General features: G+C 73.9%; 22 protein-coding genes and 1 pseudogene. 13 read left to right on the top strand and 10 right to left on the bottom strand.

What is annotated here, in order from left to right; translation table 11 throughout:
• The 8 genes from BLV05_RS13535 to BLV05_RS13500 form a co-directional block, all read right to left on the bottom strand.
• The gene (locus BLV05_RS13535; protein WP_046771320.1) at positions 1-1,164 is read right to left on the bottom strand and encodes a CaiB/BaiF CoA transferase family protein; all 1,164 of its coding nucleotides are present in this window, start codon (positions 1,162-1,164) and stop codon (positions 1-3) included.
• Positions 1,151-2,935 (bottom strand): CoA-transferase, encoded by a 1,785-nt coding sequence (locus tag BLV05_RS13530; RefSeq protein ID WP_046771319.1) that lies wholly within the window; start codon positions 2,933-2,935, stop codon positions 1,151-1,153. Before BLV05_RS13530 ends, BLV05_RS13535 begins: the two co-directional genes overlap by 14 nt.
• Positions 2,919-4,127, bottom strand: a complete 1,209-nt coding sequence (locus BLV05_RS13525) for an extracellular solute-binding protein (RefSeq protein WP_052762901.1) — start codon at positions 4,125-4,127, stop codon at positions 2,919-2,921. Before BLV05_RS13525 ends, BLV05_RS13530 begins: the two co-directional genes overlap by 17 nt.
• Positions 4,128-4,189: 62 nt before the next feature.
• Positions 4,190-4,783, bottom strand: a complete 594-nt coding sequence (locus BLV05_RS13520; protein ID WP_046771318.1) for a hypothetical protein — start codon at positions 4,781-4,783, stop codon at positions 4,190-4,192.
• A 35-nt stretch (positions 4,784-4,818) separates the two neighbouring features.
• Positions 4,819-5,331, bottom strand: a complete 513-nt coding sequence (locus tag BLV05_RS13515; RefSeq protein WP_152690960.1) for a hypothetical protein — start codon at positions 5,329-5,331, stop codon at positions 4,819-4,821.
• Positions 5,332-5,335: 4 nt separating this feature from the next.
• Complete coding sequence (locus tag BLV05_RS13510) at positions 5,336-6,901, bottom strand: C2 family cysteine protease (RefSeq protein WP_083421318.1); 1,566 nt, start codon at positions 6,899-6,901, stop codon at positions 5,336-5,338.
• A gap of 4 nt (positions 6,902-6,905) precedes the next feature.
• On the bottom strand, positions 6,906-7,151 hold the full coding sequence (locus tag BLV05_RS13505) for a hypothetical protein (RefSeq protein ID WP_152690959.1): 246 nt from the start codon (positions 7,149-7,151) through the stop codon (positions 6,906-6,908).
• A 66-nt stretch (positions 7,152-7,217) separates the two neighbouring features.
• Positions 7,218-7,895 (bottom strand): hypothetical protein, encoded by a 678-nt coding sequence (locus BLV05_RS13500; RefSeq protein WP_052762900.1) that lies wholly within the window; start codon positions 7,893-7,895, stop codon positions 7,218-7,220.
• A gap of 141 nt (positions 7,896-8,036) precedes the next feature.
• On the opposite strand from BLV05_RS13500, the gene BLV05_RS13495 reads away from it, so the two are divergent.
• Genes BLV05_RS13495 through BLV05_RS13485 form a run of 3 tightly spaced genes read left to right on the top strand, consistent with a single transcriptional unit; the run spans position 8,037 to position 9,294 of the window.
• A complete protein-coding gene (locus tag BLV05_RS13495; RefSeq protein WP_046771314.1) occupies positions 8,037-8,225 on the top strand; it encodes a hypothetical protein in 189 nt (62 codons plus the stop codon).
• Between the two features lie 53 nt (positions 8,226-8,278).
• Entirely contained in the window at positions 8,279-8,746 is a 468-nt protein-coding gene (locus BLV05_RS13490; RefSeq protein WP_046771313.1) for a MarR family transcriptional regulator, read from the top strand.
• Between the two features lie 5 nt (positions 8,747-8,751).
• Entirely contained in the window at positions 8,752-9,294 is a 543-nt protein-coding gene (locus tag BLV05_RS13485; RefSeq protein ID WP_046771370.1) for a GNAT family N-acetyltransferase, read from the top strand.
• On the opposite strand, the gene BLV05_RS13480 is transcribed toward BLV05_RS13485, so the two are convergent.
• Positions 9,278-10,216: a beta-ketoacyl-ACP synthase III gene (locus tag BLV05_RS13480; RefSeq protein WP_046771312.1), complete on the bottom strand. Its 939-nt coding sequence runs from the start codon at positions 10,214-10,216 to the stop codon at positions 9,278-9,280. The two genes, BLV05_RS13485 and BLV05_RS13480, sit on opposite strands and share 17 nt — an antisense overlap.
• 33 nt (positions 10,217-10,249) lie before the next feature.
• On the opposite strand from BLV05_RS13480, the gene BLV05_RS13475 reads away from it, so the two are divergent.
• From BLV05_RS13475 to BLV05_RS13465, 3 genes are read left to right on the top strand one after another with little or no spacing between them, the layout of a single operon-like run.
• Positions 10,250-10,717 (top strand): OsmC family protein, encoded by a 468-nt coding sequence (locus BLV05_RS13475; RefSeq protein ID WP_046771311.1) that lies wholly within the window; start codon positions 10,250-10,252, stop codon positions 10,715-10,717.
• On the top strand, positions 10,714-11,694 hold the full coding sequence (locus BLV05_RS13470; RefSeq protein WP_046771310.1) for an aminoglycoside phosphotransferase family protein: 981 nt from the start codon (positions 10,714-10,716) through the stop codon (positions 11,692-11,694). The genes BLV05_RS13475 and BLV05_RS13470 overlap by 4 nt, the downstream gene beginning before the upstream one ends.
• A gap of 13 nt (positions 11,695-11,707) precedes the next feature.
• Entirely contained in the window at positions 11,708-12,001 is a 294-nt protein-coding gene (locus BLV05_RS13465; protein ID WP_046771369.1) for a UBP-type zinc finger domain-containing protein, read from the top strand.
• 89 nt (positions 12,002-12,090) lie between these two features.
• Here the strand turns inward: BLV05_RS13465 and BLV05_RS13460 are convergent.
• Positions 12,091-12,306 (bottom strand): annotated as a pseudogene (locus tag BLV05_RS13460) (MFS transporter); the annotation flags it as partial.
• 155 nt (positions 12,307-12,461) lie between these two features.
• Between BLV05_RS13460 and BLV05_RS13455 the strand changes: the two are divergent.
• The 7 genes from BLV05_RS13455 (at position 12,462) to BLV05_RS13425 (ending at position 22,790) form a co-directional block, all read left to right on the top strand.
• Positions 12,462-14,795 carry a carboxypeptidase regulatory-like domain-containing protein gene (locus tag BLV05_RS13455; RefSeq protein ID WP_046771308.1) on the top strand — a complete coding sequence of 778 codons (2,334 nt, stop codon included), beginning with the start codon at positions 12,462-12,464 and terminating at the stop codon, positions 14,793-14,795.
• 513 nt (positions 14,796-15,308) lie between these two features.
• A complete protein-coding gene (locus tag BLV05_RS13450; RefSeq protein ID WP_046771307.1) occupies positions 15,309-17,549 on the top strand; it encodes a S1 family peptidase in 2,241 nt (746 codons plus the stop codon).
• Between the two features lie 145 nt (positions 17,550-17,694).
• Entirely contained in the window at positions 17,695-18,564 is an 870-nt protein-coding gene (locus BLV05_RS13445; RefSeq protein ID WP_052762899.1) for an AraC family transcriptional regulator, read from the top strand.
• A gap of 10 nt (positions 18,565-18,574) precedes the next feature.
• A complete protein-coding gene (locus tag BLV05_RS13440) occupies positions 18,575-19,423 on the top strand; it encodes an oxidoreductase (protein WP_046771306.1) in 849 nt (282 codons plus the stop codon).
• Between the two features lie 76 nt (positions 19,424-19,499).
• A complete protein-coding gene (locus tag BLV05_RS13435) occupies positions 19,500-20,771 on the top strand; it encodes an MFS transporter (protein WP_046771305.1) in 1,272 nt (423 codons plus the stop codon).
• 10 nt (positions 20,772-20,781) lie between these two features.
• Positions 20,782-21,717, top strand: a complete 936-nt coding sequence (locus BLV05_RS13430) for an aldose 1-epimerase (RefSeq protein ID WP_160312795.1) — start codon at positions 20,782-20,784, stop codon at positions 21,715-21,717.
• 14 nt (positions 21,718-21,731) lie between these two features.
• Positions 21,732-22,790 (top strand): trans-sulfuration enzyme family protein, encoded by a 1,059-nt coding sequence (locus BLV05_RS13425; RefSeq protein WP_046771303.1) that lies wholly within the window; start codon positions 21,732-21,734, stop codon positions 22,788-22,790.
• The last annotated feature ends 41 nt before the right edge of the window (positions 22,791-22,831 follow it).

Here is a 22,831-nt window from a genome sequence, read left to right as displayed (position 1 = left end):
TCAGACCTCCTCGTCGAGGGCGGGCAGGATCTCGTCGGTGTGCTGTCCGGCGCGGGGCACGCCGCGGCGCAGCGCCGGTGGGGTGCGCGAGAACGTGAACGGCGAGCCGACGGTGCGGAACGTGGCGCCGTCGTCGCCGACGGGGACGTCCCAGAGCAGGCCCGCGTGCCGGACCTGCGGGTCACGCTCCAGCGCACGATAGTCCTGGACCGGCGCGCACCACACGTCGTGCGCGTCGAGCAGCGCCAGCCAGGCGGCGGTCGTGCCGGTGGCGAAGTGCGCGGCCAGCCGCCGGTGGATGACGTCGCGCCCGGCGAACATCTTCTCGTTGGTGTCGAACTCCTCCAGCCAGTCGACGCCGAGGATCTTCCCCAGCTGAGGGCAGGGCATCATCGCCAGCGCGAGGTGGCCGTCGCTGGTCGGATAGGTGCCGAACGGTGCGGTGGCGCCGACGTGGCCGACGTTCTCCTCGGCGCGCGGCATGGGCCGGCGGTGGTTCAGCCACACCGTCAGCTCCTGCTGCTGGGCGGCGATCGTGCAGGAGAACAGGTCGACGGCGACGCGCTGGCCGATGCCCGTGGCCTGACGGTGGCTGAGTGCGGCCAGGATCGCGACCGCGAGGTGCAGGCCGGTGTACTCGTCGCTGATCCCGATGCCGCTGGGCGTCGGCGGGTCCTCCCGGCGCCCGGTCAGGTGCAGGGCGCCGGCCAGCGCCTGGACCAGCAAGTCCTGGCCGGGCCGTTCCCGGTACGGGCCGGTCTGCCCGTACCCGCTGGAGCTGGCGTAGACGATGGCCGGGTTCACCGCGGCGAAGTCGTCGTAGCCCAGGCCGAGGCGGTCCATGACGCCGGGACGGAAGTTCTCGACGACGACGTCGAACTCGCGGCTGAGGTCGAGCAGCCGGTCGCGCACCGCCGGGTCCTTGAGGTCGGCGGCGACGCTGCGCTTGTTCCGGTTGAAGGCCAGGAAGCTGTCCATCTCGCCGGCGGTGGTGCTGGCCAGGATGCCCCACGAGCGCATCCACTCGCCGTGCGGTTTCTCCAGCTTGACGACGTCGGCGCCGAGGTCGCCGAGGATCTGGGTGGCCAGCGGGCCCTGCAGCAGCTGGGTGAAGTCGAGCACCCGCACGTGGGACAGGGGCCCGGCGGTGTCAGTGGACGGCATCGGCGCTCCGGCGGGTCGGTGGGTCGAGGACGGTCTCCTCCAGGTCGAGGAGCTGGTCGACAAGCTGCTGGCGGTCGGCGGCGCCGACGAGGTCGAGCCGCCGCACGCCGAGCGGGTCGACGACGGTGCGCAGCGCGTGCAGCTCGTCCGGCGTGGGCGGCTCGGTCGTGCCGGCACTCGGCGGGACGACGACGTCGAACCCGGTCCGCGCGCGCAGCTCGTCGACGCTGACGCCGGGGTGCAGGCTGCGCACCCGCAGCGTCCCGGTCGCCGGATCGTCCTCGAAGACAGCGAGGTCGGTGACGACGAGCGTGCGGCCGGGCCGCAGGCCGTACCGGCGGCGCAGGTCGGGGTCGGCCCAGGCGCGCCGCGCGCTCACCGTCTCGACCCCGTCCGGGGTGTTCCGGGTGCTCTGCCGCGGCAGGTAGATCATGAAGTTCGCGTGCAGGTTCGCGACGTCGGCCATGCCGCCCTGCCCGGGCAGCCGCACCCGCGTGCCGTCGCCCTTGCGCACCCACAGGTTGTTGGTCGCGCCCCGCGCGTCGACCTGCGCCGACCCGACCACCTCGTGGGTCACCAGGCCGCGCTGGTAGTACCAGTGGTAGGTCTCGTCGCCGCCGGTGTGCGCGGCGGCCAGCTCGTGGTCGAGCTGCTCCGACGCCGCCAGCGCGAGCGGGCGCACCGGCACGTCGACCAGGCCGCCGTTGTGCGACATCAGCACCACGTCCGGCGCCCACAGGTGCTTGGCCAGGACGTACGCGGCCGTCGGCAGCGGGCTGGCGGAGCCGAACGAGCAGACGTCGCCCGGCCCGATCGTCCGCGCCAGCACCGCCACCATCAGCTCGTCGACGGTGTACGGGGCCGCGGCGTCGACGGTGGTCAGCGCCCGGAAGCCGGTGGCGATCGAGGTCGCCGGGACAGCCGCCCGCCGGGCCAGCGCGGCCTGCGCGTCGGGCGGCGGGCGGAGCGCGGACTCGGGCACCGGCCCGGCCGGGTCGGCGCCGACGACGGCCCGAAGCGCCCGGTAGTCGGCCGGGTAGAACGGCAGACACGACGTCGGATAGGCGCCGAACGGGGCGACCGCCAGGCGGCTGACGAACGTCCGCGGCAGCACGAATGAGCGGGCCGCGCCCAGCGCGCCGCGCGGCACCCGCTCCTCGACGGTGACGAGGACCCGGCGGGCGGCGAAGATCGCGGACATGTCCAGGCCGCGGGCACCGGCGATCTCGACGTTGCCGTCGTCGTCGGCGCGCTGCGCGTGCAGCAGCAGCACGTCCAGCGGCAGCGGCCGGACCGCCCGCAGCGGCGTGCCGTCCGGCCCGTACGGGGACGGCGCAGGCACGCTGAACCCGTCGGTCAGCGACGAGCCGGCCGGCTCGTGGAACACCTCGTACGGCAGGTTCTCGCCGGCCGCGCGCAGCCCGCTGATCAGGCCGAGCGCCGTCCACTCGTCCAGCGCGAGGGCGCCGGACTCCACCGCGCGGCGGAACCGCGGCGCCGGCCCGAGCACGTCGAGGCTGGAGAAGCACAGCGTGGCCCGGGCGACCGCGCCGCGGCCGAGCAGGATCTCCAGCGGCAGCCCGCCGCCCCACGCCACGTAGTGCAAGTCGCGAATGCCGGCGTCGGCCAGCGCCAGCAGCGCCGCGACCGGGGCCCGGGTGAAGTGGAAGCCGCTGACGCCGACGCGCGCGCCCGGCGCGACCTCCGCGACGAGGTCGTCGACGTCGACGGCCCAGCGCGCGGTCACTGTGACATCAGTCGATCGGCCCATGCAGCGATGTCTCCTTCCCACCAGTCGGCGTTCGGTCTCGACCGACGACTCGGCGGGACCTTCGGCCCCGCCTCGCCGTCGGTGCCGCATGAGCCTCACTGGGCACCCCCTCGCGGTGCCGGTCGGCCAGATCGGCCAGCCGGCGGTGGATCGACGCGGCACCGTCGCCGTCCCGCAGCGCCTCGGCCAGCAGCCCGCCGGCCACCCGGTGATAGGCCGGCCACCAGGGGTCGCGCGGCCGGACGTACGCCTGCGCCAGGCTGCGGCGGATGTCGCGGAAGAACGCGCCCGACGCGGGGTCGTCCCAGACCGCCCCGTGCCCCGGCTGCCCGCCCGCCGTCAGCAGCACCGTCCGCTGGACGTCGGCGCTCATGCACCAGGCCGCGAACGCCGCCGCCTCCGCGACGTGGCGCCCGCCCGGCAGCACGGCCAGGCCGGCGCCGCCGAGGATCGCGCCGCGCGGGTGCCCGTCGACACCCGGGACGTCGGTGAATACCAGCGGGCCGCGGGCCGCGACGGCGTAGCCGAAGACGAACGGCGCGTAGACGATGCCGCCGTCGCCGGCCAGGTGCTCGAGCAGCCGCGGCGGCGTCAGCCCGATCGACACCGGGTGCGCCAGCCGGGCCAGCTCGACGAGGAACTCCACGGCCTCCGGACGCAGCCAGGTGGCCGGCTCGCCCGCGGCGAGCGCCGCGTTGGCCGACAGCGACACCAGCGTGCACAGCGCGTCCGCCGGGGCCAGCGTCAGCGCGACCGCACCGGCCGTCCGCCCGGCCAGCGCCAGCACGTCGTCCCAGGTCCGGGGCACGACCTCGAGCCGGTCGGCCCGCACCACGGCGACCTGGCACGCGACGTCGACGCTCAGCGCCCACTGGCGCCCGCCCCACGCGTAGGCGTCGTGCCCGAGCGAGTCCGCGGCGATGCGGGCCAGCCGCTCCGCCGGCAGGACGGCGTCCAGCGGCACCAGGGCGCCCCGTTCGGCCGCCGCGCCGGTCATCGGATGGTCCACGAACGCCAGGTCGTAGCCGTCGCCGAGCTCCCACGGCGGCTGGTCGTTGAACAGCGCCAGCGGCCGGGCCTCGCACCGCACCACGACGTCCGGACGCACCGCCCGGTAGGCGGCCGCGGCCGCCGCCATCGGCCCGGTGCACCGGGGATGGTCCCAGCACAGGACCCGCAAGGTGGTCGTCACACGCCGAAGTAAAACCTTTTACCAACGCGCCGTCAAGAGCCGACCAGGCCGGGCGACCCGGGTCATTCCAGCGGGACGGCAGGGTCGAACGTGACGGCGAGGTCGAGGTGGCTGGTCTCCGGATCGCCGCTGTCGGTGACGCCCAGGACCTCGTAGGTGAGCGGCCCGTGCGTGACGATGTCGCCGGCCGTGATCTCGTCGGCGAAGTCCTGTTCGACGCGGTCGTCGGTGGAGGCGCCTTCGGCGTACCAGAACAGCGTGTACGCGAAGGTGGCGGTCTCGCCGTCGATGGTCGTCGCGCCGGTGCCGGCGTCGGGCCACAGGCCGGTCGCCTGCAGGGTGACGCGCGGTGTCTCGTCGTCGTCGGCCGCGGACCGGGCCTGGACGGAGATGTCCTGGCCGGCCGGCGGGGTGACGTGGACGATGGAGAGGTTGCTGCCCGCGGGGGCGTCGCAGGCGATCAACGCGAAGTCGGAGCGGTCGAGGATCGTGTCGCCCTCGACGTCGGGTTCGCACAGCTCGATGGCGGTCGTCGGCGACGTCGGCTCGCCGTCGGGGATCTCACCCTCGCCCAGGGTCGGGCTCGCGCTCGGATCGGGCCCGTCGCCCTGGTCGTCGTCACCGCACCCGGCGAGGCCGAGCGCGAGCACCGTCACGGCTGCCGCCGCGATGGTCCGGCGGTGTGCCGAGCTCAGGGGGTGTCCTCGGTGAGCGGGACCGACGGGTCGAACCGGACCGCGAGGTCGACGTGGCTGGTGGTGACGTCACCGGTGTCGCTGATGCCGAGCACCTCGTAGCTGAGCGGTCCGTGGGTGACGGTGTCGCCCACCGCGACGTCGTCGGTGTAGACGACGGCGACCTTGGTCCCGTTCTGCAGCGACCGCTTCGGCGTCGGGCTCCAGGCCAGGCGGTAGGTCAGCCTCGCCCGCTGGCCGTCGACCGTGACGTCCTTCCACAGCCCCGTCGTCGTCAGGTGCGCCCACGGCGCGGTCTCGCGGTCGGGCGCGGAGCCCACCTGGATCGACGGCCGCTGGCTGGTCGGCGGCGTGATGTGGATGAGCGACAGGTTCGTGCCCGCGGGCGCGCCGGCGACGACGCGAGCCTTGGCCGTGCGGGTGTGCACGGTCGGGTCGTCCGCCGGCGGTTCGACGAGGTCGACGGCCACGGAGGCGAGCCCGCCGCCGTCCAACGGTCGTGCGCTCATTCGGTCACCGCCACGTAGGTGAAGTCGGGCCAGTCGTCGGCCGGCGGGGGAACTGCCCGGAGTTGAACTGCTCGGGCGTCATCGCGACGACGCTGCCGTCGCCGCCCCAGGGATTCATCACCAGAACCTGTCCGTTCTCGAATCCGACCACAGAATACGCGTGGCCGCCGCCGCCCATGATGATCGGCCGGCCGTCCTCGAACGCCTGCTGCATCTGGGCGAGCAGCAGCTCCGGCGGGATGATCGAGCTCAGCGGCAGCTCGGTGTTGTTGCTGCCGGTGCCGATCGTCGTGGCCAGCCGGTCCGGGGTGTAGGCGCCGTCGATCTCGACGTAGTTGCCGCCCTGGTACTGCGCCATGGCCTTCTCGTAGATGGACGCCCAGGTCAGCTCGCCGTCGAGCTCGTCGCCGTTGTACACCGGGTTGCCGTCGTCGGCCGGGATGTAGCCGTTGACGGTCACCTCGACGGGGTTGCCGGCCTCGTCGTACAGGGTGACGGTGTAGGTGCCGTTCGGGTTCTCCTGGATGTGGCGCTCGAGGAAGGTCGGGTCGGCGGCCTGGGCGGCGGCGATGGAGGCCAGCGTGGCGCAGTCGCCGAGACCGCCCTGGTCGATGTCGGTGAAGCCGTTGCCGCCGTTGGTGAAGTCGGTGTCCGCCGACATGTCGACGTCGCCGTCGACCCAGCCGTCGGCGTCGCCGTGCAGCGTCGGCTCGAGGTTGGGCACGTCCTCGTGGAACTCCGCGATCTGCTCCGTGCTCATGTTCCGCGTGAGGAACGAGCTGAGCCCGAGGGCCGGCTGGCCGGGGTCGGGCTGCTCGTTGTCGGGGTCGCCCTTGTTGTCGCCGAGCCACTGGTCGAGGGCGGCGCGCTCGTCGGCGTCGAGGTTGTCGAGGGCGGCCTGCACCTCGTCGGGCGAGTAGCCGTTGGTCCGGGCCCACTCGTTCCAGTCCGCCGGCGGGTCCTGCCCGTCGGAGAGGCCGGTGATGGTGGTCTCGATCTCCTCGACCTGGGCCGGGTCGATGAGCTTGCCGGTCTCGAAGTACTCGCCGGCGGCCTCGGCGTCGAGCTGTTCGCCGAGGTCCGGCCCGCCGTGGGTCTGGATGGGGCTGAACAGGTAGTCCAGCGGGTCGCCGGCGTCGATCACCGGTTGCAGCTGGTCGGCGAGGTCGACGAGCGAGGTGCGCGCGGTGGAGGTCCGCTCGGCGAACTCGCCGCGGACGGCGTCGGCCTCACCCTCGGAACCGGCGCGGTCGAACAGCGTGCCCTCGTCCCACTCGCGCCGGATCTCGTTGATGGCGGTCGTCGCGCTATCCGCCTCACCGGCGATGGTGCGGCACGCGTCGGCCATGTTCGCCAGCGCGTCGGCCGTTCGCCCCGCGTCCTGCGCCTGCTGGAGCATGCGGTTCAGCCGCTCCTCGGGCATCGGGCCCTTCCAGACCGCCTCGGTGGCCGCGGTGCCGGTGTCGTCGGCGATGGACCTTGCGGCCGCGGCGGCGTTGTCGAACCCGGTCGCCTGCTCGGTCCAGACATCGGCGTCGTGGTCGAACGGGTCGGGCTTCTCGAACCACACGGCGTCAGATGTCCTTGTACTCGTTGTAGGCGGCCAGATCGAGGCGGCCCTGGTGGTCGGCGCGGTCGCGGAGGACGTGCAACACCTCGACGGCCTTGACGCGGGCGTCGGTGACCGACTCCTCGCTGCGCATGCCGTCCAGATCGGGCCCGTAGACATCGGGCAAGGCGTAGTCGGCTTCGGGCGCGACCGCGACCAGACGGTCGCCGGCGGCCTGCACGGTCGGCGGATCGATCTCGTTCGGCGGCACGATCCGCATCGTACGGGGTCGAATCATGCCAACTCAACGCGACATAACCGGCAGTCACGACAGAATTCAGCGCCGGTCCCAGGTGCGGTTGACCTGGCGGACGACCAGGCGGACGAGGAGGGCCAGGGCGACGATTCCGGCCAGGATGCCGGCGACGACGGCCGCGACGGTGCCGGCGCCGAACGCGTCGGCGATCAGGCCGGCCAGCGCGCCGATCAGCACGGACACGATGACGCTGACGAGCAGCGCGATGCTGGAGAGGTACTGGCCGGCCGGGACGCGGCTGTGGCGTCCGCCGTAGGTCTGCATGATCCCGGCGACGTCCTCGCGGTGGCCGGTGATGAAGTACTCCTCCAGCTCCGGTGCGAGGTCGAGGTAACCGCGCCGCAGCCGGTTCATGCCGGCGACCAGCTCGACGTCCTCGCTGTTGAGCTGGACGAGGCGGATGACGGTGGCGACGCCGATGACGACCAGGAGCGGCATCAGCACGAGCGCGAACAGGCGGAACCCGGCGCCGAAGTCGGTGCTGTCGGCGACCAGCGCCAGGGCGACGACGGTCGCCGACACGACGGTCAGGAACCAACTGGCCCGGCTGAAGCTCTCACTCCACGCCAGCCCCCGGGTGGCCAGCAGGCTCCAGTGCTCTGTCGACAGGATCTGCGCGCGGACGGGGATCGGCGCCGGCTCGCGGACGGGGGCGGGGACGGGGGCGGCGGGCTGCTCGTCGGCGGAGGGGTCGGGCACGTCGCGCTCCTGTTCTGCCGCCCCGAGGACCGGCGGCGGACTCCGCAATACCTTATGGTGCGGCCCGGAACGAAAGCGTCGTCTCACCCATTGAGCCGTTCGGCGCGCGCGCCGGCGCCACCGCAGCTAACGTCTTGCTGCGTGGACGCCGCTCGTTATCGTGCTCACTGTCCCAGCTGCCCGTGGACCAGCCGCGATTTCTCCCGCTACACCACCGCCGAGAACGCTGCCCGCACGCATGCGGACGAGAAGGATCACGCCTGTCACGTGATCGACCAGTACGGCTTGCGGGTCACGGGATCGACGGTGCGGCCCGGCGAGGAGATCTGACCGCAAACACACAGGTCAGGCCATCTTTCCGACCCTTCGCCTACGCTGGAGGCATGGCCGTCACGCGCACGGCCGGCCAAGACCTCGCCGGCCTGGTGCTCCCGCTCGCCAAGGCGCTCGCCGCGTTGGAGTCCTCCGTAGCGCGTCGTCACGGCATGACGTCGTGGCAGTGCGCCGTCCTGCGCGCCGCCGCCGAGCCGCCGGGCCGCACGCAGCGCGAGATCGTCGGCGCCATCGGCTACGACCGCAACCGCATCGTCGCCGACCTCGACGACCTCGAGCGGCGGGCGCTGCTGTTCCGCCGCGTCGACGATCTCGACCGCCGGTCCAACCGCGTCGAGGTGACGGCGGCCGGACGGCGTCTGGCGCGGGCCGCGACCCGCGACCTGCGGGCCGGGACCGAGGACCTGCTGGTGGCCGTCGAGCCGGGCGGCGAGCGCGAGACGATGCTCCGCGCGCTCACCGCGCTACGCGACCGGTGCGCCGACGACGCCTGGTCCAGGGCGTGGCTGCGGCCGTGACGATCATGTTCCGGCCGCTGACCCGCGCCGACTTCCCGCTGCTGCACCGCTGGCTGGACCGGCCGCACGTCGCCCGGTGGTGGAACCACGAGACCACGCCCGAGGCACTGGAACGCGACTTCGGCGGCACCACCGACGGCACCGAGCCGGGCGAGGACCTGCTCGCCCTGGTCGACGGCGCGCCGGTCGGGCTGGTGCAGCGGTCGCGGCTGGCCGACTTCGCAGAATATGAGGACGAGTTCGCCGCGCTGACCGAAGTGCCGGACGGCGCGGTCACCATCGACTACCTGGTCGGCGACCCCGCGCGCGTCGGCCGCGGCCTAGGCACAGAGATGATCCGCGCGGTCGTGGTCGACACCTGGGCCATCCGTTCGGACGTGCCGGCCGTCCTCGTCGCCGTCGTCGCCGCCAACACCGCGTCGTGGCGGGCGCTGGAGAAGGCCGGCTTCGGCCGGGTCGCCGAGGGCCCGATGGAGCCGGACAACCCCGCCGACGACCCGCTCCACTTCGTCTACCGCATCGATCGCCCCGCTACGGGCAGCGGATGACCAGGCCCGCATAGGACAGCCCGCCGCCGAACCCGAACAGCAGGACCGGCGCGCCGGCCGGCACCTCGCGCCGCTCGACCAGCTTGGACAGCGCGATCGGGATGCTCGCCGCCGACGTGTTGCCCGACTCGACGACGTCGCGGGCGACGACGGCGTTCACCGCGCCGAGGCGCTTGGCCAGCGGCTCGATGATGCGCAGGTTGGCCTGGTGCAGGACCACGCCGCCGAGGTCCTCGGGCGCGACGCCACTGCGCTCGCAGACCAGCCGGGCGATGCGCGGCAGCTCGGTGGTGGCCCAGCGGAACACCGCCTGGCCCTCCTGGCCGAACGTGCCGGGCCGGCCCTCGATGCGCACCGCGTTCGACATCTCCGGCACCGAGCCCCACGTCACGGGGCCGACCTCGGCCTCGTCGGCGGCCACCAGCACGACCGCGCCGGCGCCGTCGCCGACCAGCACGCAGGTCGAGCGGTCGGTCCAGTCGGTGAAGTCGGTCAGCTTCTCCGACCCGATCACCAGCGCGCGGGTGGCGGCGCCGGCCCGGATCGCGTGGTCGGCGGTGGCCAGCGCGTGGGTGAACCCGGAGCAGGCCGTGTTGACGTCGATGGCGGCCGGCGTCGTCATGCCCAGCCGCTGCGCGACCCGGGCGGCCATGTTCGGCGACCGGTCGATGGCGGTGCAGGTCGCGACGACGAGGTAGTCGATGTCGGTGGGCGCGAGGCCGGCGTTGGCCAGCGCCTTCGCCGCCGCTTGGGCGGCCATGGCGTCGACGGTCTCGTCGTCGGCGGCGATGTGGCGGGTCTCGATGCCCACCCGGGAGCGGATCCACTCGTCGCTGGTGTCGACCATGGTGGCCAGCTCGGCATTGGTGAGCACGCGGTCGGGCTGGTGGTGGCCGACGGCGACCACGCGGGAGCCTGTCATGCTCGCAGCGTAGTCACCCTTCGAGGAGCGCCGATGACAAGGCACCAGTACACGACCACCGTCCGCTGGACCGGGAACCAGGGCACCGGCACCGCGTCGTACCGCGGCTACTCCCGCTCGCACGACCTCGTGGCCGACGGACGGCCGGTGCTCGCGGCCAGCTCGGACCCGGCGTTCCGCGGCGAGGCGGACCGCTGGAACCCGGAGCTGCTGTTCGTCGCCGCGCTCTCGGAGTGCCACCTGCTGCAGTACCTGCACCTGTGCGCCGTGGCCGGCGTGGTCGTGACCGGCTACGAGGACACCGCCGGCGGCACGATGGAGACGACGCCCGACGGCGGCGGCGCGTTCACCGAGGTCGTGCTGCGTCCGGTCGTCACTGTCGCCGACGCCTCGATGGTCGAGCAGGCCGTGGCGCTGCACGAGCGGGCGCACGAGCTGTGCTTCCTGGCGTCGTCGGTGCGGATGCCGGTCCGGCACGAGCCGACGGTGGTCGCCGGTTGACGGCCGCCGAGCTGCGCGACTGGATCGTTGCCGACTTCGGTGTCGTGCCCGGCGAGGTGACGCCGGTCGGCCACGGCGCCGACGCGGCGGCCGCGGTCTGGATGGTCCGCGCCGGCGACACGCGGTACGCGGTGAAGTGGAGCGGCGGCGGCTCGGCGGCCGGCCTGCTGCTGCCCGACCGGCTGGCGTCGCTGGGCGTCGACGGGGTGCCGGCTCCGGTCCGCGCGCTCGACGGCGGGCTCTGGTCCGAGCGCGACGGGCGCCGGCTGTCGCTGCAGCCGTGGGTGTCCGACGTCCGCGCCGTCGACGCCGGCCTGTCGCCGGGGCAGTGGACGGCGTTCGGCGCACTGCTCGCGCGCGTGCACGCGGTGTCGGCGGCGGACGTCGTCGCGCGCGAGCTGCCGGTCGAGGAGCACCGGCCGGACGCGGTGCTGGCGGCCACGGCGGCGGTGACCGCGCGACTGGCCGGCGACGGCTCCGGCGATGACCTGGTCCGCGGGCTGGCCGCCGCCTGGCGCGACGGCGTGGAGCTGCTCGGCGCACTGACCGTCCAGGCCGCCGTGCTGGGCGCCCGGCTGCGCGACCGGCCGGCCCGCGCGGTCGTCTGCCACACCGACGCCCACCTGGGCAACGTGCTGGCCGGCGACGACGACGCGGTCTGGCTGATCGACTGGGACGACGCGACGCTGGCCCCGCCAGAGCGCGACCTGATGTTCGTCGTCGGCGGGCTACCGGGCTACGCGCCGGTCGGCGAGTGGGAGCTGGGCCGGTTCGCCGAGGGGTACGGCGCGGTCGACGTCGATCCGGACCGGCTGTCCTATTACCGCACCGTCCGGGCGCTGGCCGACCTCACCGAGTTCGCCGCGGAGCTCCTCGATCCCGCGGGCGATCGCGCGGACCGGGAGTTCGCGCTGCGCATCGTCCGGGCCGAGCTGACCGGCGCCGGACTGGCCGCCCTCGCCGTCGGTGCCGCGTGAGAACATGACCGCCATGAGGACCTGCACGCACCTGGACACCGTCGCCGAGGTGACGCCGTCGGGCGCCGGCTGCGACGAGTGCCTGCGCGACGGCGGCCGCTGGGTGCATCTGCGGCTCTGCATGGCCTGCGGCCACGTGGGCTGCTGCAACAGCTCGCCGGGCAAGCACGCCACGGCGCACGCGCACGACCACGCCGACCACCCGATCATCCGCTCGTACGAGCCGGGCGAGGACTGGTGGTACTGCTACGCCGACGAGCTGACGTTCGAGCTCGAGGGCCAGCAGCCGGCGCCGTCACACCCGTGAACCGTCGTTGACGATCACCCCGTCGGACCCGGACGGCTCCGCGGCCAGGAAGAACGGCACGTGCACGGTGGTGGCCTCGACAGTTTGCCCGCGGCGAACGCCGCCAGCGCGGCGAACACCACGAAGAGCGCGAGCCCGGCGATCAGCGTCCGCTTGGCGCCGATGCGGCTGGACACCCAGTTCGCGACCAGCATCGCCACCGCGGTGACCACGAGATAGCTGGTGAACAGCAGCGTTACCTGGCTCGGCGTGGCGTCCAGGTCGCTGGAGATGGCCGGCAGGATCGGGTCGACCAGGCCGATGCCGGGTCGCCCGTACGGGTGATTCCTGACACATCAACAGCGCTGCTGGGTTTCCCGTGGGTAACCTCGACCGGCGAAGCGGCCGAACGGCCGCTGATCAGCGATTCGACCGGTTCATCCGGTCTGGGGACTTCGGTCGGAGGGGAAGCGGGACGCCGGTGAACACATCGTTCGGCCGCCGGCTGCGTTGCACCCTCGGCACCGTCGCCGCGCTCGCGGCCGCCGGTGGCGCGCTCGCCGTGCCCGCATCGGGCCTCGAGGTCGACACCACCCCCGTCGCGCCCGACGTCCGGATGCGCGCCTTCGACCCGTCCGACTTCGCCGACCGCGCCGCACAGTTGCCGGCCGGCCTGACCGAGGCGGTCCGCCGCGACCTGGGCCAGTCGCCCGAGGAGTACCTCGCGACGGCGGCGGCCGCGCGGCTGGCCGGCGAGGTCGTCGGCTCGCTCGGCGACGTCGTCCGTTCGGCCTGGCTGGACGGCCAGACGCTGCACGTCGCCGTCACCGACCGCGGCGCGGCGATCGTCGCCCGCACGGCCGGCGCGCAGGTGCAGGTCGGCGACGTCCTGACCGACGCGCTGTCCGCCGCCCGCGCGCAGGACAAGCTCGCCTACATCGACCGCGAGGACGAGCGGGTCGTCGCCGTCGGCGCGGAGGTCCGCGGCGAGCCGGTCGGCCAGGTGCGGCTCTCGGCGCGCAGCGACGACGACCACCGCGGCGGCGCCGGTGCCGCCGTCCGCGGCCCGCTCGCCGACTACCACTGTTCCACCGCCTTCGCGGGCGCCGACGCCGATGGCGAGCCGCTGCTGCTCACCGCCGGGCACTGCGGCACCCAGGGGTCCGGCGTCGACGAGCTCGCGCCGGACGCCCCGCTGTCCGGCGGCCCGGTGATGTGGCCCGGCCTGATCGGCGACCCGCTCGGCGAGTACGTCCCCGACAGCGTCACCTTCGGCGACGGGCACGACGCCGCGCTGATCTCCGTCGACGGTGACGTGCGGCCCGAGGTGGCCGGCTGGAGCCCGGGCGCCGGCGACGAGCCCGCGCTCGCCGTCCACGACTCGATCGGCGCCGTCACCGGCGCGCCGGTCTGCGCGGCCGGCGTCGCGTCGGGCTGGACCTGCGGGCACGTCCTCGACGCCCAGACCACCGTGCCGGTGAGCGGCCAGTCCGTGACCGGCTTCCTGTTCGACGCCTGCGTGCTGCCCGGCGACAGCGGCGGCGCCGTCACCGTCGGGACGTACGCGCTCGGGCTGAGCTCCGGCTCGACCTGGCCCGGCCCGTCCTGCGCCGACGGCGACCCGGCCGCGGCCGGCGACGACCTCAGCGTCGGGTACGCGCTCACCGGCGCCGCCTCCGTCGAGTCGCTCTACGGCTCGGACTGGGAGCTGGCCGTCAGGGTCGGCGAGCCGGAGGTCACCGCGCCCGCCGACGACGCCACCACCGGCCCCACGCCGACCATCACCGGGACGGCCGACGCCGCGGCCGGCGCCACCGTGACCGTCCGGATCGAGGACGGGCCGGAGCTGGCGGCGCCGGTCGGCCCGACCGGCCGCTGGAGCGTGCCGGTCGCGGAGCCGCTCGAACCCGGCCACCATTCCTATACGGCGACCACCTCGCTCCGGCCGGCGACCGGCGACCGCGCCGTCACCTCCGACGAGGCCACCGGCGAGTTCGAGGTCGCCGAGCAGGCCGGCCTCGGCGTGAGCTGGCCCGCGCCCGGCCACGTCAGCCCGGACGGGCGGCTCGCCTTCGAGGGCACCGGCCAGCCCGGCGCCGGCGTCTCGCTCACCGTCGGCGGCGAGGAGCTGGCCCGCACCACCGTCGGCGACGACGGCACGTGGTCGCTGCGCGCCGAACCGGCCCGCCCGGCCGGCCGGTTCGACGCGGTGCTGACGCAAGAGCTCGACGCCGCCGCCGACATGGACTCGGCCGGGACGGCCGCGGCGTCGCCCGGCGCCGGGACCGGGGAGTCCGGCGGATCCGAGACCGGAGCCGGCTCCGACGCGGAGGCCGCCGCCTCCGTCACGGTCGCCGACGTGGGCGTCGCGCCGAGGGCGCCGGTGGTGAGCGCGCCGCTCGGCCGGATCTCCGTCACCGACGCCGGCACGCTCAGCGGCGCCGGCATCCCGGGCGCCGCCGTGACGGTGCGCGTCGCGGACGCCGAGGCGGACGTCACCGCCGCGCCGGAGCTGCACGCCGAGGCCGGCGCCGACGGCGCGTGGACGCTCCGGCTGGACGCCCCGCTGCCCGCCGGCCGCCACGTCGTCGTCGCCACCCAGGCGGTGGACGACCTCACCTCCGAGCCGTCCGACCCCGTCGTCCTCGACGTCGCCGCGACCGCCCGCACCTCCGGCGGCATCGACGGCGGCACCGCCCCGAGCGACGACGACGGCCTGCCCGGCGGCGTCCTCGCCGCGGCCGCCGGGATCCTGGTCGCCGGTGCGGCGGTCGCGGGCGCCATCGCCTGGCGCCGCCGCCGCACCGCAGCCTGACGCCCGCACCGCCGCCTGACGTCCGCCGCACCACCTGCGGCGCCCCGGGCGGCCGGCCCCACTGGCCCCACTCGTCACAGTGGCACCACTCGCACCAGCGGTCGCTATACGCGCGCCATATAACCGCCGACAAGATCGCCGCCAGCGCCCTCTGCAGGCCGCTCGAATGCCTGCCGGGACGGCCGCACCCACCGACGCGACCATGCCCGCCGGCCAGTCCCGAGCCCCGCAACGAGTCCTGCGACACGCGGTGCGACCTTCGCATCTCCTGGTGACACCACCGGTCAACGACCCGGTTGTGTCCGATTCGCACTATTCACCACTTGAGCATTCAATTTTGTCGTCACTCACCGTGATGTCGGACATTCGCCCTGATAGGTGCCGAGTACTTGAATATGGGCCTGAACGGTGCTGTAGGGTGACACAGGTTCCGGAGGTGCCGACGGCAGTTCCACCCCGCCGGCGGTGCACCGGATCCATTCCATGTCAATGACATTTCATTTTGGAGTAACTGTGAGCACAGCCCTGCTGCGCCGTCGCGGCGTCGCACGGGTCTCCGGTGTGCTGGGCGTCTGCGCTCTCGTGAGCACAGGCGTCGTCATCTCTTCCACGGCAGCTTCGGCCGAGGAGGAGACCGTCACCGGGTCCCTGCAGACGTTCGCTGCGGAGGCGTTTGCCCCCCAGGCCGACGAGCTCCCCACCGGCCTCGTTGAGGCCATCCAGCGTGACCTCGGCATCTCCGCCGAGGAGTACCTCGCCAACGCGGCGGCCGCCAAGGTCGCCGCTGACGTGTCTGCTGAGCTCGTCGACGCCGGCGTGAACGTCAACGCCACCGTCATCGACGGCCAGGACGTCACCCTGTACGTCGAGGCCGAGGCCGACGTCGCCGCCGCTGAGGCGGTCGGCGCCAAGGTCGAGATCGGCGAGCCGGAGCAGCACGACTACTCCGACTACGACTTCGAGCCGAAGATCGACCACAAGGGCGGTTACGGCTTCTTCACGCAGGCCAGCCCGGACGGCAGCGGCTACCGCTGCTCGGTCGGCTTCAGCGGCTACACGCCCGACGGCGCCGACCGCTACCTGACCGCCGGTCACTGCGGCCTGGACGGCGAGACCTACGAGCAGCTCGCCGGCCCGGTCTCGCACCTGCCGCTGGACGCTCCGATCGGCCCGCCGCAGGACCCGCCGCCGCCGCTCAACGTCGGCGACGAGATCGGCGACCTCACCGACGGCTCGTTCCACTTCGGCCCGGACTTCGACAACTACGACGCCGGCCTGGTCGACATCACCAACCCCGACTACACCGGTGTCCCCCAGGTCGCCGGCTGGGGTGGCGGCGAAGGCGCTCCGGACGAGAACTCGGTCACCGTCTACGGCACCATCGACGCCGTCCAGGGCGCCGAGGCCTGCAAGTCGGGTTCCACCTCGGGCTGGACCTGCGGCACCATCCAGACCCCTGAGCAGTCCGTCACGTTCGGCACCGGCGAGACCGTCACCGGCTTCATCTTCGACGCCTGCATGTTGGGCGGCGACTCCGGCGGCTCGATCGTCGTCGGCAACTACGCCCTGGGCGTGAACTCGGGCTCGGACTTCGGCCCCGACTGCAACACCGGCAGCTTCGGCATCGGCTTCGCGGTGTCCGGTGGCCAGTACAACGCGCTGGACGTCCTGGGCGACCAGTGGGAGCTCAACGTCGCGGTCAACGCGCCGGCCGTCTCCACCCCAGAGGACGGCGGCGAGACCGGCCAGTCCGTGACCTTCGAGGGCACGGTCGAGGGCGGCACCGCCGACCACCGCGTCTCGGTCTCCGTCGACGGCGGCGACGCTGTCGAGGGCGACGTCGCGGCCGACGGCTCGTTCTCGGTCCCGCTCGAGGGTGACCTCGAGCCGGGCGAGCACAGCTACGCGGTCCAGGCGTTCTACGGCAACCACTCGCAGTCCGAGGTCACCGAGGGCTCGTGGACGGTCACCGAGGCCCCGCCGGTCGAGGAGCTCGCTGTCGACTCCCCGTCCGAGGGCCAGACCACCGGCAACGCCCGTCCGGAGTTCTCCGGCACCGGCCAGCCCGGCGCCACGGTCGCTCTGACGGTCGGCGACGCCGAGTTCGGCTCGGCCGAGGTCGGCGAGGACGGCTCCTGGGCGATCGCCCCGGAGAGCGACCTGCCGGTCGGCGTGCGGTTCGACGCCGTCGTGACGCAGACCTTCGAGGAGGACACCCAGAAGGTCACCGTCGCGGGTCTCGGCATCGAGGCCGCGGACGTCACGATCACGGCGCCCGAGGACGGCTCGTCCGTCGCCGGTGACACGAACTTCGAGGGCACCTCGTTCGGTGGCGCCACGGTCGGTCTGCTCCTCGAGCAGGCTGCCGCCGACGCCGCTGGCGACGACGCTCAGCCGCGCCTGGGCCTGCGGGCCGAGGGCGACGACGACGTCGAGGAGTGGGCCGGCGAGTTCGAGATCGACGACGCCGGCAACTGGACGTTCGACCCGGCCGAGGACCTGCCCGAGGGTGAGTACACCATCACCGCTCAGGCGACCCTCGAGGGCGGCGACCCCGAGCTGGCCGACTCCGAGGCCGTGGCCACCTTCACCGTGGCGAACGGCGGCGGTGACGACGACGGCGACGACGACCTGCCCGACACCGGTTCGTCCGGCACCACCTGGATGATCGTCGGCGGCGTCGCGCTGCTGCTGGCCGGCGGCGCTGCGGTGGCCGTCCGAGCCCGTCGCAACGCTGGCAGCACCACTGCCTGATCACTAGGTAGACGCACCACCAGCTGAACCGAGTGGCCCCGGCCCCGCCTCGTGCGGGGACCGGGGCCACTCGGCGTTACGGAATCGTGATGAGGCCGTCCCCGTCACTCTGGGTGACCGCCGCGGCCCGCCTAGGCTGGACGGTGTGACCTCGCCCACGCCGCGGCCCGACGCCACCGGTCTGCTCCGCCACGACGTGCTGCTCGAGTGGTACCGCTACCCGCCCGGCCCGCCGGTCACCATCCCTCGGCACACGCACGACGGCTACCAGCTCAATCTCAACCTCGACCTGCCCGGCGGCATCCGCTACCGCGGCGAGTACCACGTCGTGCCGGCCCGGCGGCTCACCGTCGTCATGCCCGGCGAGGCACACACGGGGATCGACCCGGACCACCGCGACAGCGACTCCGAGCACCTCGTCCTGTACGTGGCGCCGGACGCCCTCGCCGCCGCGGCCGCCGAGATCGCCGGCCGGCCGGCCGGGCTGCCGTTCTTCCGCGATGTCGCCATCGCCGACGCCCACACCGTCGCCCGGTTCGCCCGTGCCCACGCCGCGCTGTCCGGCGGCCCGGCCACGGCGTCGGTGCTCGACCAGGACGTGCGGCTGCTCGGCTTCGTGCACGGGCTCCTGCACCGGTACGCCCGCGTCCCCGCCGGCCGCCCGCTCCCACCCGCCCACCGCGCCGTCCGCCGGGCCCGCGAGTACCTGCACGAGCACAGCGCCGCCCCGGTCACGCTGGCCGACCTCGCCCGCGTCAGTGAGCTGAGCCCGTACCACCTGACCCGGCTGTTCACGGCGAGCGTCGGGATGCCACCGCACGCCTACCAGCTCCAGTTGCGCGTCGAGCACGCCAAACGCCTGCTGCTGACCGGCCGCCCGGTGAGCGACGCCGGCCACGAGGCGGGGTTCTTCGACCTCAGCCACTTCACCCGGCACTTCCGGCGGTTCGTCGGCGTCCCGCCCGGCACGTATGCCCGCAAGAACGTACATCCCCCGGCCAGGAGCGCTCCGTAGGGTCGGCTGCGTGAACACGAACCACACCACGCGGGTCTGGCTGGTCACCGGCGCGTCGTCCGGACTCGGCCGCGCCGTCGCCCAGGCCGCCCTCGACGCCGGCGACTCCGTCGTCGCGACCGCCCGCAAGGCCGGCGCGCTGGACGACCTCGTGGACCGCCACCCGGACCGCGTCGCCGTCGTCGAGCTGGACGTCGCCGACCTGCCCCCCATCCCGTCCGCCGTCGCCGCCGCGACCGACGCGTTCGGCCGTATCGACGTCCTCGTGAACAGCGCCGGCCGGGCGCTGATCGGCGCGGCCGAGGAGACCACTGACGAGGAGCTGCGCGACCTGATGGAGGTGCACTTCCTCGGCCCGGCAGCACTCGTCCGCGCGGTCCTGCCCGGCATGCGGGCGCGCGGGTCGGGCGCGATCGTGCAGATCAGCAGCATGGGCGGGCGCCTGTCGTTCGCCGCGGTGTCGGCGTACTCGGCGACGAAGTTCGCGCTGGAGGGCTACTCGGAGGCGCTGGCGGCGGAGCTGGCGCCGTTCGGGATCCGGGTGCTCATCGTCGAGCCGGGCGCGTTCCGCACCGGCCTGCACGGCGCGGCGATGCGGATGACCACCCCCATCCCCGCCTACGACGCCGTAGTCGGGCCGATCCGGGCCATGCAGGCCGGGTTCGACGGCGCCCAGCCCGGCGACCCGGCCAAGGCGGCCGCCGCCATCCGCGCCGCCCTCGACGCCGCCGAGCCGCCGCTGCGGCTGCCCTTGGGCAACGACGCCGCCGACGCGGTGGCGGACAGCCTGGACCGCCTGCGCGCGGAGTTCCTGGCTTGGGAGCCCGTGTCGCGGGGCACCGACCTCGACCCCGCCTGACCCTCGGGCGGCGCGATGGCGCGCTCGCCGGCGACCTGGCGCGATGCCGGCACCGGCGCACTGCAAGGATGTCCAGGTGCGCCGGCTGCTGTTGGACCTTACGCCGCTCAAGGTCAGCGTCCCGTACCGCCGGCTCTGGATCGGCATCTCGCTGTCCGGCATCGGCACCCACCTGACCACGGTCGCGGTCGGGTTGCAGGTGTACGACCTGACCGGGTCGACGTTCAACGTCGGGCTGGTGGGGCTGTTCGCGCTGGCGCCGCTGGTGGCGCTCGGCCTGTACGGCGGCGCGATCGTCGACGCGTACGACCGGCGGCGGGTGGTGATCGTCAGCTCGGCGGGGTTGCTGCTGGTGGCGACCGGGTTCGCGGTGCAGGCGTGGCTGGACCTCGGCCAGGTGTGGCTGCTGTACGGGCTGGTCGCGGTGCAGAACGGGTTCTTCGCGGTGAACTCCCCCGCGCGGACGGCGATCATCCCGCGGCTGCTGCCCGGCCCGCTGCTGCCGGCGGCGAACGCGCTGGGCAGCATGTCGATGAGCCTCGGCCTGACCATCGGGCCGCTGCTGGCCGGCGTGCTGATCGACTCGGTCGGCTACGGGTGGACGTACAGCATCGAGGCGGTGCTGCTGACGTTCGCGCTGACGACCCTCCTGGCGCTGCCGCCGATGCCGCCGCAGCGGGGCGTCCGCCGGGCCGGGCTGCGCTCGGTGCTGGAGGGCCTGTCGTACCTGCGCACCCGGCCGAACGTGCGCATGACGTTCATCGTGGACCTGTGCGCGATGGTGCTGGCGATGCCACGGGTGCTGTTCCCGGCGGTCGCGGCGGCGGTGCTGGGCGGCGGCTCGACGACGGTGGGCATCCTGGTGGCCGGGATGGCGGTCGGCGCGTTCCTGGCCGGCCTGTTCTCCGGGCCGCTGGGGCACGTGCGCCGGCAGGGCCTCGCGGTCGTGGTCGCGATCATCGCGTGGGCGCTGTCGGTGATCGCGTTCGGCCTGGTGCTGCTGGTCGTCACCGGACCGGAGGACGGCGTCGTGCACTGGGCGCTGTGGCCGGCGGTGTTCTGCATGGTGCTGGCCGGCGCCGCCGACACCGTCAGCGCGGTGTTCCGGATGACGATCCTGCAGGCGGCCACGCCCGACGAGCTGCGGGGGCGGCTGCAGGGCGTGTTCATCGTCGTCGTGGCGGGCGGGCCGCGGCTGGGCGACCTGGCGCTCGGCTCGCTGGCCGAGCTGAGCACCGAGGCGTGGGCGGCCATCATCGGTGGCCTGGCCTGCATCGTCATCGTGAGCATGCTGGCGGTCACGCAGCGGCGGTTCCTGCGCTATGACGCCCGGCACCCGGAACCCTAGGGTGTGTGCCGTGACCGAACCGAGCGTGTCCGCACACCGCGGCTGGGAGATCGTCCACCTCACGTCCGACGAGCTGAGCGTCGACGTCGTCCCCGGCAAGGGCGGCGACGTGACGTCGGTGCGCTGGCGCCCGATCGACGTCGACGTCATGTGGCGTACGCGGTGGGGGCTGCGCCCGCACGGCGAGCACGTCACCGTGGGCAGCAGCGAGGCGCTGCTGATGCAGGCCTACCCCGGCGGCTGGCAGACGGTGTTCCCGAACGCCGGCGCGCCGAGCCAGGAGCACGGCGTCGAGTGGGGCATGCACGGCGAGGCGTGGCTGGCCTCGTACGACTGGACCGCGACGGGTCCGAGCGCCGTCGAGCTGCGCACCGACCTCGTCCGCAGCCCGTTCTCCATCGTCAAGCGCATCGAGGTCGACGGCCCCGCGGTCACGGTGACGGAGACCGCACGCAACGACGGCGCCGAGCCGGTCGAGGTGATGTGGAGCCAGCACCCGGCGTTCGGCGCTCCGCTGGTCGGCCCGGCGGCGCGCATCGAGACCGCGGCGCGGACCGTCTGGCTGGACCCTGCGACGCCGGCGGCCTGGCCCGGCGACGGGTTCGACCGCGTCCCGGCGCCGGGGTCCGGGGTCAGCCGGCTGGCGTTCCTGGACGGCTTCGCCGAGGGCCGGGCCGGCATCGTCAACGACGAGCTGGGGCTGCGGGCCGACCTCACCTGGGACACGTCGCTGATGCCGCACGCGTGGTACTGGCTGGAGGCCGGAGGGCGGGCCGGCTTCCCGTGGTACTCCGGTGCGTACGTGCTCGCGCTGGAGCCCGCGACCAGCTGGCCCGACGCCGGCGTGGCGGGCGTGCGGTCGACGACAGGCACCCAGGTCACCATCGCGCCGGGCGAGGAGCGCACGGCCACGGTGACGCTGACGCTGGCCGCCACGACGCCGTGACCGATACTGGCGGCATGCCGCACTCCCCCATCACCCGCGTCGTGACCGCCGGCCGTCCCGAGCGTGCGGCCGACGCGCCGCTGAACGAGCCGGTGACCTTCGCATCGACCTTCCACGCCGGCGGCGAGGTCGGCTACGGCCGCTACGGCAACCCGTCCTGGGCGGCGCTGGAGTCGGCCCTCGGCGACCTCGAGGGCGGCCGCGCGCTGGCCTACGCGTCCGGTCTGGCCGCCTCCGACGCGGTCATGTCGCTGCTGCCGGAGGGCGCCGTCGTCGTCGCGCCCGACTGCGCCTACCTGGGTGTGCTGGACCTGCTGCGCGAGCGGGCCGCCCAGGGCCGGCTGACGCTGCGGCAGCTGCCGGTCACCGACACCGACGGCATCGCGGCCGCGGCGAAGGGTGCGGCGATGGTGTGGCTGGAGTCGCCGACCAACCCGAACCTCGACGTCGCCGACATCGCGGCGGTGGCCACGGCGGCCCGCGCGGCCGGCGCGCTCACCGTCGTCGACAACACGTTCGCGACGCCGCTGCTGCAGCGGCCGCTGGAGCTGGGCGCCGATATCGTCGTACACAGCGTCACCAAGCTGCTGGCCGGCCACTCCGACGTCGTCCTCGGCGCCGTCGTCACCAACGTCGACGACGCGTACGAGCGGCTCGACGCGCACCGCCGGCTGCACGGCGCGATCCCCGGCCCGATGGAGGCCTACCTCGCCGTGCGCGGCCTGCGGACGCTGTCGGTGCGGCTGGAGCGGGCCCAGGCGAACGCGACGGAGCTGGCCTCGCGGCTGCGCGCCCACCCGGCGGTGAACGTCGTGCGCTACCCCGGCTCGGGGACGATGTGCTCCATCGAGGTGGCCGGCGGCGCGGCCGGCGCCGACGCGGTCGTGGCGGCGGTCGACCTGTGGGTGCACTCGACCAGCCTCGGCGGCGTCGAGTCGTCGCTGGAGCGGCGGCGGAGCTGGCCCACCGAGAGCACGTCGGTGGACGAGTCGCTGCTGCGGCTCTCCGTCGGCATCGAGGACGTCGAGGACCTCTGGGCCGACCTCTCCCGCGCGCTCAAGACGACGAGCTGACCCGCCGCGTCACCGGAGGCCGGAAGCCGTCTTCAGCCCGC

This window comes from Jiangella alkaliphila (assembly GCF_900105925.1).
Lineage (GTDB): Bacteria > Actinomycetota > Actinomycetes > Jiangellales > Jiangellaceae > Jiangella > Jiangella alkaliphila.
The sequence above is the reverse complement of the archived record's forward strand: the minus strand, read 5'-3'. Positions and strand labels throughout refer to the sequence as shown.

What these genes read in the sequence shown, in the direction of transcription:
- BLV05_RS13425 (WP_046771303.1), top strand. Translation starts at nt 21,732, where the DNA reads ATGCCGCACTCCCCCATCACCCGCGTCGTGACCGCCGGCCGTCCCGAG.
- BLV05_RS13465 (WP_046771369.1), top strand. Translation starts at nt 11,708, where the DNA reads ATGAGGACCTGCACGCACCTGGACACCGTCGCCGAGGTGACGCCGTCG.
- BLV05_RS13530 (WP_046771319.1), bottom strand. Translation starts at nt 2,935, where the DNA reads ATGGGCCGATCGACTGATGTCACAGTGACCGCGCGCTGGGCCGTCGAC.
- BLV05_RS13485 (WP_046771370.1), top strand. Translation starts at nt 8,752, where the DNA reads ATGTTCCGGCCGCTGACCCGCGCCGACTTCCCGCTGCTGCACCGCTGG.
- BLV05_RS13515 (WP_152690960.1), bottom strand. Translation starts at nt 5,331, where the DNA reads ATGAGCGCACGACCGTTGGACGGCGGCGGGCTCGCCTCCGTGGCCGTC.
- BLV05_RS13475 (WP_046771311.1), top strand. Translation starts at nt 10,250, where the DNA reads ATGACAAGGCACCAGTACACGACCACCGTCCGCTGGACCGGGAACCAG.
- BLV05_RS13480 (WP_046771312.1), bottom strand. Translation starts at nt 10,216, where the DNA reads ATGACAGGCTCCCGCGTGGTCGCCGTCGGCCACCACCAGCCCGACCGC.
- BLV05_RS13490 (WP_046771313.1), top strand. Translation starts at nt 8,279, where the DNA reads ATGGCCGTCACGCGCACGGCCGGCCAAGACCTCGCCGGCCTGGTGCTC.
- BLV05_RS13535 (WP_046771320.1), bottom strand. Translation starts at nt 1,164, where the DNA reads ATGCCGTCCACTGACACCGCCGGGCCCCTGTCCCACGTGCGGGTGCTC.